Origin of the sequence: Methylobacterium sp. WSM2598 (assembly GCF_000379105.1) — a bacterium.
In the GTDB taxonomy this organism is placed as follows: Bacteria; Pseudomonadota; Alphaproteobacteria; order Rhizobiales; family Beijerinckiaceae; genus Methylobacterium.
Map to the genome: position 1 here is coordinate 2,436,716 of NZ_KB900609.1, position 7,125 is coordinate 2,443,840.

Genomic DNA, 7,125 nt, shown 5'->3' on the forward strand with positions numbered 1-7,125 from the left:
AGCTTCAGCAGCGTGGTGGGATGATAGCCGGGCCGGCCCGTCGCGGCCGGCATCAAACCGTCAAAACCCAGAGCCGCAAGATCAAGTTCGTCCACGAACACGTCGACGACGCGCACCGGATTGTCCTCGGACACGTAGTCGTCCAACCGGTTCGGCAGCAGCGTGACTTGATGGCGATCCGCACCCCAAACAAACCGCGCCATACCAGCCTCCACCGTCAGGCAGAGACTATCAAAAACCCTCACGTTTTCACACAGCCTCGGTGGTGAGCCGTCATTCAGTTGCTGCCCGGAAGCCGACGTTCGCCTTCGCGCCCAAGCCGGCCATTCAGGGTGTCCAGCCTTCTCCCCAAAGCGGAATAAGCTCGGGCGGACGGGTCTTCCATCGCCACTGGGGTAGGGAAGCCCAAATGGCTGGCATAGCGAGAGCGCCAGCGACAAAGGTCCTGCGTTTCATTATTTCCCCTACGTTAGGGTGGTGGCCCCGCTGGCCGGTTAGCTCCCACCTTGGCCAAGCGTCTCCCGCCCAGGCCTGAAGTCCAGGTCCGAGCAGGATTACTGCTTGCGGCCTTGTTGTTGCTCGACACCCGCCCGGGATCGCCCGCCCGGCAAGCGCCGACGAGGCCGGTGCGCCTTAGCGCGCGGGGCCGGGTCCGGATTGGCTAGGGCGCGCTTCGCGGAAGGCGAGCGGCCGTGGAAGGCGTAGCGTTCGCGGGCGTAGCGGACGAGCGCGGCGTAGCGATAGATGCCGTGCACGAACTTGCTATAGGGCATCGTCACGAAGAAGCCGAACACGGCGCCGAGGTGGATGGCGAGCAGCGTTCCCATCGCGGGCGTGCCGCGGAGGAGAAGCAGTGCCAGGCCGGTCACACCGAGTGCCAGCAACATCAGCGTGAAGGCATTCTCCATGCCGCGACCGCCAGGCGCCCGCATAGTCGGATCGCGCTCGGCCCTGGCCCGCAGCAATCCGATCGGGCCGATGACGAGGCCGATGCCGCCCAGCGTGCCGAGCACCACCGGCAGGTCGTACCAGGCATAGGGCGCCTCGTGCCCGACGACGTAGTGGTAGACCGTCGCGATCGAGGTCGAGGCGAGGCAGAGCAGGAAGCCGTAGAAGGTCAGGTGGTGGTAGACGCGGCGGTGATCCCGCACCGTCTTCTCGCTGTCGTTCATGCAGCCGGGCCCGCCGCCATCGAGATAGCGCAGCCGGCCGGCGTCCCGCATCGCGTCCCACAGGAAAGCCGGCCTGTGCAGCGTCTCGCGCGGCCCGCCGATGTCGCGCCAGAAGGCGCGCAGACCGAAGGCCATCGCCAGCAGCGCATACAGGAACGCGATGCCGAAAAGCAGCGCCATCGTGTGGTGCGGCATGATCCGGTAGAAGGCGCCCGGTCCGGTCTGGATGCCGAACATCACGCCCGGATCGGCGAAAGCCATCAGCCCGAACAGGAATGCGGCGACGCTGAGCGCCGTCAGCAGGGCAACCGCGGTGCCGTTGCGCCGGAACAGCGGCTGCAGGAAGCCCGGCCAGGCGTAATGGGCGTAGCTGTCGTTGCGGACCTCGGCCAGGACCTTCGGCACATTGACGTCGAAGGCGTGCGGCGGAGCGAACTGGCAATCGTAAAAACAGGCGCCGCAGGAATGGCACAGATTGGCGAGGTAGTTCAGGTCGCCGTCCCCGAAGGCGCGGCGCAACTCCATCGCCGGGAACACGGCGCACAGTCCCTCGCAATAGCGGCAGGAATTGCACACCGTCATCAGGCGGTCCGCCTCGGCGAGGCTGGCGGTGGCGTGATCCGGCGTGGTGCCGGCAGTGGCCGTACTAGTTGCGAGCATTGCGCGCGGCCTCCCGTCCCGCGATGCGGCCGAACACGGCCCCAATGGTCATGCCAATGCCGGCGGCATAGCCCTCACCGAGCACGTTGCCGGCCATGATCTCGCCCGCGGCGAACATATTGGCGGACGGCTTGCCCGTGTTCATCAGCATGCGCGCGTCCCGGTTCACCCTCGTGCCGAGATAGGTGAAGGTGATTCCGGGCCGCACCGGATAGGCGTAGAAGGGCGCGGTCTCGATCCGCCGCGCCCAATGACTCTTGGGCGGCATCAGCCCTTCGGTGCGGCAATCGTCCAGGATCTTGTCGTCGAAGGTGCCCGGCTGCACGGCCGCGTTGAACGCGTTGATCGTGTTTTCGAGGGCGGCCGGGTCGAGCTCCAGCTTCGCCGCAAGCTCCGGGATCGTCGCCGCCGTGATCGGCGGGAACAGCGACGGCATGAACAGCTTCAGAGAGGACGCGTCGAAGATGATGTAGGCGATCTGGTCGGGCTGGGCGGCGACGAGCCGGCCCCAAATCGCGTAGCGCTTGGGCCAGATGTCCTCGCCCTCGTCGTAGAAGCGCTCGCACCTGTTATTGACGACGATGCCGAAGACGACGCAGTCGAGCCGGGTGATGATGCCGCCGTCATATTTTGGCGCTCGCGCATCGATCGCGACGGCGTGGCACTGGGTCGGGTCGCCGACCTCCTGCACGCCCTTGTCGAGCAGCAGTTTCAGGATCGTGCCCTTGTTGTTGCGCGTACCGCGGATGAGAAAATTCTCGGCCGCCTCGCCCCAATACTGCTTCAGCCACTCGATGTTGGATTCGAAGCCGCCCGCCGCCGCCACCAACGCGCCGGCGCGGACGGTGACCGGGTTCTCGCGCCCGATCGTGGCGGAGAGGAACATGCCGTCCTCGATCTCGAGCTCGGTCACCTCCGCCTCGTAGCGGATCTCGACGCCCAGGCGCTCGGCGGTGTCGTAGAGCGCGTTCAGCATCGCGCGCCCGCCGCCGAGGAAGAACGAGTTCGTGCGTCCGAGCGAGAGGGTGCCGCCGAGAGATGGCTGCCAGCGCACGCCCTGCTCGGCGATCCAGGTCAGCATCTCTTTTGATTCGTGGATCATGTGCCGGGCGAGATCCTCGTCGGTCTTGCCCTTCGTGACACGCAGGAGATCCTCGAAGAACTCCTCCTCGGTATAGGGACCGGTCAGGATCTCGGTCGCACTGTCATGAGCGCAGCGCATGTTGCGGGTGTGGCGGGTATTGCCGCCGCGCCAGAACGCATCGGCCGCCTCAAGCACCAGCACCGAAGCACCTTCCCGCCGGGCGCTGATGGCGGCGCAGAGAGCAGCGTTCCCCCCGCCGATGACCAGCACGTCGTAACGGGTCTTCGATCCCGCCATCCTCACGCGACCTTCTGCTGCGAGCTGACCCAACCGCTCTCGACCGCTCGCTAGCATTGTATGCGCCTGCATGGCGACCCCAGAGCCTTGCGCCGCTTGCTTGCGGGGCGGTTGCACGGCGCCTTGCCGGAACGGTGCGGTCGTATATGACGGCCTGCAATGATGAGCCGGCGCGACGTCGCGGCTCCATGCAGGGAGGATTTTATGCAAGGGCGCGCATTCGCGGCTGGTCTCGGTCTGCTGCTGGCCCTAGGCTTCGGTCCTGCGCGGGCGGCCGAGCTCCCGGCGGCCTATCCGGCTGATTATGCCAAGACGCTCGAGGCGGCCGAGAAGGAAGGCAGCCTCGTAATTTACGCCAACACCGAGCAGTTCGCCGTGAACTCGATCCTGGAGGATTTCCAGGCGGCCTTTCCGAAGATTAAGGTCGATTATCTCGAGGTGAAGGCGGCGGACCTCTACAGCCGCGTGTCGAGCGAGGTCGCGGCGGGCGCGCTGAAAGCCGACTTCGTCTGGTCCTCCGCCATGGACCTGCAGTTCCAGCTCGTGGACGACGGCGCCGCCATGGCCTACGCCTCGCCCGAGAAGAAGAATCTGCCCGGCTGGTCGTTGTGGCAGGACCAGCTCTACGGCATCACCTTCGAGCCGGTGGTGTTCGTCTACAACAAGAGGCTGATCCCCGAAGGCGACGTGCCGCACACACGCGACGCGCTCGCTAACCTGCTGACTTCAAAGGCGCAGGCCTATGCGGGGAAGGCGGCCGCCTATGACCCAGAGCGCAGCGGGCTCGGCTTCTTCGTGATGAGCCACGACGCCCAGATCAACGACGACATCTGGAAGGTGGCGCACGGGCTCGGGGCTGCGAAGGCAAAGACCTATACGGCAACCGGCAGCATGCTGGAGAAGGTCGCGTCCGGCGAGCACGCCATCGCCTATGACGTGATCGGCCCCTATGCGCTGCTCAAGTCCAAGCAGGATCCGAATGTGGGCGTGGTGATCCCGCAGGACTTCACCCTGATCCTCACCCGGCTTGCTTTCATCCCGAAGGCCGCCGCGCATCCGAACGCCGCCAAGGTGTTCCTCGACTACCTGCTCTCGAAGCGCGGCCAGACGATCATCGCCAACAAGGCGCTGCTCTACTCCATCCGCGCCGATGTCGAGGGCGAGGCGACCGCTGCCGGCCTGACCAAGCAGTACGGCCAGATCCTCAAGCCGGTGGCCATCAATGCGGACCTGGTGAACGAGCTTGATCCGACCAAGCGGCTGCCGTTCTTCTCCAAGTGGACCAAGGCGCTCGCCGGCCGCTGACATGCGCAAGCAGGGCTGGCGCGCGCTGATCGCGGCGCTCATCGCGATCATCATCCTGGCGCCGGTCGCGCTGGTCGTCTGGCAGAGCTTCCTGTCGGCGCCGTTCTACAGCGCCCGCGCGCGGCCCTCGCTCGCCGCATATCATTTCGTCCTCGGCGACGGCGATTTCTGGGGCGCGCTCGCCAACTCGCTGCTGCTCTCAGCCAGCATGGTGGCGATCGCGGTGCCGCTCGGGTCGCTGCTGGCCTTCCTGATCGTCCGCACCGACCTGCCCGGGCGGCGATGGGTCGAGCCGGCAATCTTCCTGCCGCTCTTTGTCTCGCCGATGGTGCTGGCCTTCGGCTACATCGTGGCGGCCGGGCCGGTCGGTTTCATCTCGACCTGGTGGGAGGCGCATGTCGGGCCGATCGGCTGGAATATCTATTCCTTCGTGGCGCTCGCGCTCGTGGTGGGGCTGACCCATATCCCGCATGTCTACATCTATGTCAGCGCGGCGCTGCGGACGGTGCCGTCGGACCTGGAGGAGGCGGCGCGGGTGGCCGGCGCCCGCCCGCTGATGGTGGCAACGCGCGTGACGCTGCCGCTCGTCTGGCCGTCAATCGCAGTCAGCGCGGTCCTGATCTTCTTTATCGGCTTCGAACTCTTCGGGCTGCCCTACGTGCTGGGCGACCCAGAGGGGCGGCTGGTGCTCGCCACCTATCTCTACAAGCTGACGTCCCGGCTCGGGACGCCGTCCTACCAGCTCATGGCTGTCGTGGTGCTTGCCATCATGCTGTTCACGCTGCCGCTCGTGCTGATCCAGCGCCGGCTGCTGCGCTCGGTCGAGCGGCACGCCACGCTGCGCGGCAAGGCGGCCCGGCCGCATCTGGTGCCGCTTGGGGCCTGGCGCTGGGTGGCTCTTGGCGGCATCGCGCTATGGCTCGTGCTCGTGGTTGTCGTCCCGCTCGCCGGCATCACCTTCCGCTCCTTCGTCAGCTCCTGGGGCGCCACCGTCACCGTCTCGGACGTGCTCACGCTGGACAATTACCGGGCGCTCGGGGCGCTGCGCGGCGTCGGCAACTCGATCATCAACACGCTCATCATCGCGATTCCCGGCGGCCTGTTGTCAGTCAGCGTCTATGTCCTGATCGGACTGGCAGCGCACCGGTCCGCCAGCTGGACGACGCGCGCACTCGACTATCTCGTGCTCCTGCCGCGCGCGATGCCCGGAATCGTGGCCGGCCTCGTGATCTTCTGGATCTTCCTGTTCGTGCCAGTGCTGAAGCCTTTTGTGGCGACGCTGGCGACGGTGTGGCTCGCCTATACGCTCGTCTGGATGCCGTTCGGCCTGCGGCTCGTGGCGAATTCCTTCGGACAGGTCGGGCGCGAGCTCGAGGAAGCGGCTTCCGTGACCGGGGCCGGCCAGGCTCGGGTGGCGCGCGACGTCGTCATCCCGCTCGCCCGGCACGGGCTTGCTGCCGCCTGGCTGCTCACGTTCCTGCTCTTCGTGCGGGAATACTCGACCGGCATCTATCTCCTGGCGCCCGGCACCGAGGTGATGGGGGCGATGCTGGTGAACCTCTGGACATCCGGCAACATGGCGGTGGTCTCCGCCCTGTCGGTCATCAACACGGCGGTGATCGCGGTCGGCATCGCGCTCGCCCTGCGGCTCGGAGTGCGCCTGGATGCCTGAGCTCGTCGTCGACGACCTGCGCCTGCGCTACGGCGCGGTCGAGGTGCTGAAGGGAGCGGGCTTTACCGTCGAGCGCGGCCGCATCGCGGCTCTTCTCGGGCCTTCGGGTTCTGGAAAGACCACGCTGCTGCGCGCCACCGCCGGCCTCGAGCGCGCATCCGGCGGCCGGATCACGATTTCCGGCCGCAAGGTGTTCGATGCTGCAGCGGGAACCGACTTGCCGGCCGAGGAGCGCGGGCTCGGCTTCGTGTTCCAGTCCTATGCGCTGTGGCCGAACCGCACCGTGTACGAGAACGCGGCCTATGGCCTAAAACTGCGCCGCAAGCCGCCGGCCGAGATCAAGCGACGGGTGGACGCCGTACTCGAGGTGCTGGGCCTGTCAGGCCTCGGCGGCCGCTATCCGCACCAGCTCTCGGGCGGCCAGCAGCAGCGGGTCGCGATCGCGCGATCGCTCGTCTACGAGCCGGCCGTGATCCTGCTCGACGAGCCCTTGTCGAATCTCGACGCCAAGCTGCGCGACGAGGCGCGCGCCTTCCTCAAGGAGCTGATCGCCCGCGAGGAGCGCGCCGCCGTCATGGTGACGCATGACCAGATCGAGGCCCTGGCGGTCGCCGACACGATCGTGCTCCTCAATGGCGGCGTGATCGAGCAGGAGGGCTCGCCGACGGACCTCTACACGCGCCCACGCACGCTCTTCGCGGCGGATTTCATCGGCAACAACGTCCGGCTGCCCGGCCGTGTGGTGGAGGCGGACGGGGCGGCCGCGACAATCGATATCGGCGCCGGCGAGCTTGTCGGCCAGCGGATGCGGCCCGAGACCGGGGCGGGGGAGTGGACTTGCTTCGGTTTAGTAGAGAGCGGTTGAACAGGTGCCCCGCCTCTCGAACCGGACAGGGCTGACGAAGCCGAGCGCGGAATGGCGCCGGCAGGGATTG

The 7,125-nt window shown here is 66.8% G+C and carries 5 protein-coding genes and 1 pseudogene; 3 read left to right on the forward strand and 3 right to left on the reverse strand.

The features are described from left to right. The 3 genes and pseudogenes from MET2598_RS0111415 to tcuA all read right to left on the reverse strand — a co-directional run. Positions 1–203: pseudogene (locus MET2598_RS0111415) on the reverse strand (IS5/IS1182 family transposase); the annotation flags it as partial. Positions 204–554: 351 nt separating this feature from the next. After that, entirely contained in the window at positions 555–1,832 is a 1,278-nt protein-coding gene (gene tcuB, locus MET2598_RS0111420) for a tricarballylate utilization 4Fe-4S protein TcuB (protein ID WP_084673820.1), read from the reverse strand. After that, the gene (gene tcuA, locus MET2598_RS0111425) at positions 1,819–3,213 is read right to left on the reverse strand and encodes an FAD-dependent tricarballylate dehydrogenase TcuA (RefSeq protein WP_026190660.1); all 1,395 of its coding nucleotides are present in this window, start codon (positions 3,211–3,213) and stop codon (positions 1,819–1,821) included. The genes tcuB and tcuA overlap by 14 nt, the downstream gene beginning before the upstream one ends. A gap of 204 nt (positions 3,214–3,417) precedes the next feature. On the opposite strand from tcuA, the gene MET2598_RS0111430 reads away from it, so the two are divergent. The 3 genes from MET2598_RS0111430 to MET2598_RS0111440 are packed head-to-tail and all read left to right on the forward strand — an operon-like array spanning position 3,418 to position 7,055. Continuing rightward, positions 3,418–4,518 (forward strand): ABC transporter substrate-binding protein, encoded by a 1,101-nt coding sequence (locus MET2598_RS0111430; protein ID WP_018260916.1) that lies wholly within the window; start codon positions 3,418–3,420, stop codon positions 4,516–4,518. 1 nt (position 4,519) lies between these two features. Then, complete coding sequence (locus tag MET2598_RS0111435) at positions 4,520–6,190, forward strand: ABC transporter permease (protein ID WP_018260917.1); 1,671 nt, start codon at positions 4,520–4,522, stop codon at positions 6,188–6,190. A 43-nt stretch (positions 6,191–6,233) separates the two neighbouring features. Then, a complete protein-coding gene (locus MET2598_RS0111440; protein ID WP_198293011.1) occupies positions 6,234–7,055 on the forward strand; it encodes an ABC transporter ATP-binding protein in 822 nt (273 codons plus the stop codon). The last annotated feature ends 70 nt before the right edge of the window (positions 7,056–7,125 follow it).

What these genes read in the sequence shown, in the direction of transcription:
- tcuB (WP_084673820.1), bottom strand. Translation starts at nt 1,832, where the DNA reads ATGCTCGCAACTAGTACGGCCACTGCCGGCACCACGCCGGATCACGCC.
- tcuA (WP_026190660.1), bottom strand. Translation starts at nt 3,213, where the DNA reads ATGGCGGGATCGAAGACCCGTTACGACGTGCTGGTCATCGGCGGGGGG.
- MET2598_RS0111430 (WP_018260916.1), top strand. Translation starts at nt 3,418, where the DNA reads ATGCAAGGGCGCGCATTCGCGGCTGGTCTCGGTCTGCTGCTGGCCCTA.
- MET2598_RS0111435 (WP_018260917.1), top strand. Translation starts at nt 4,520, where the DNA reads ATGCGCAAGCAGGGCTGGCGCGCGCTGATCGCGGCGCTCATCGCGATC.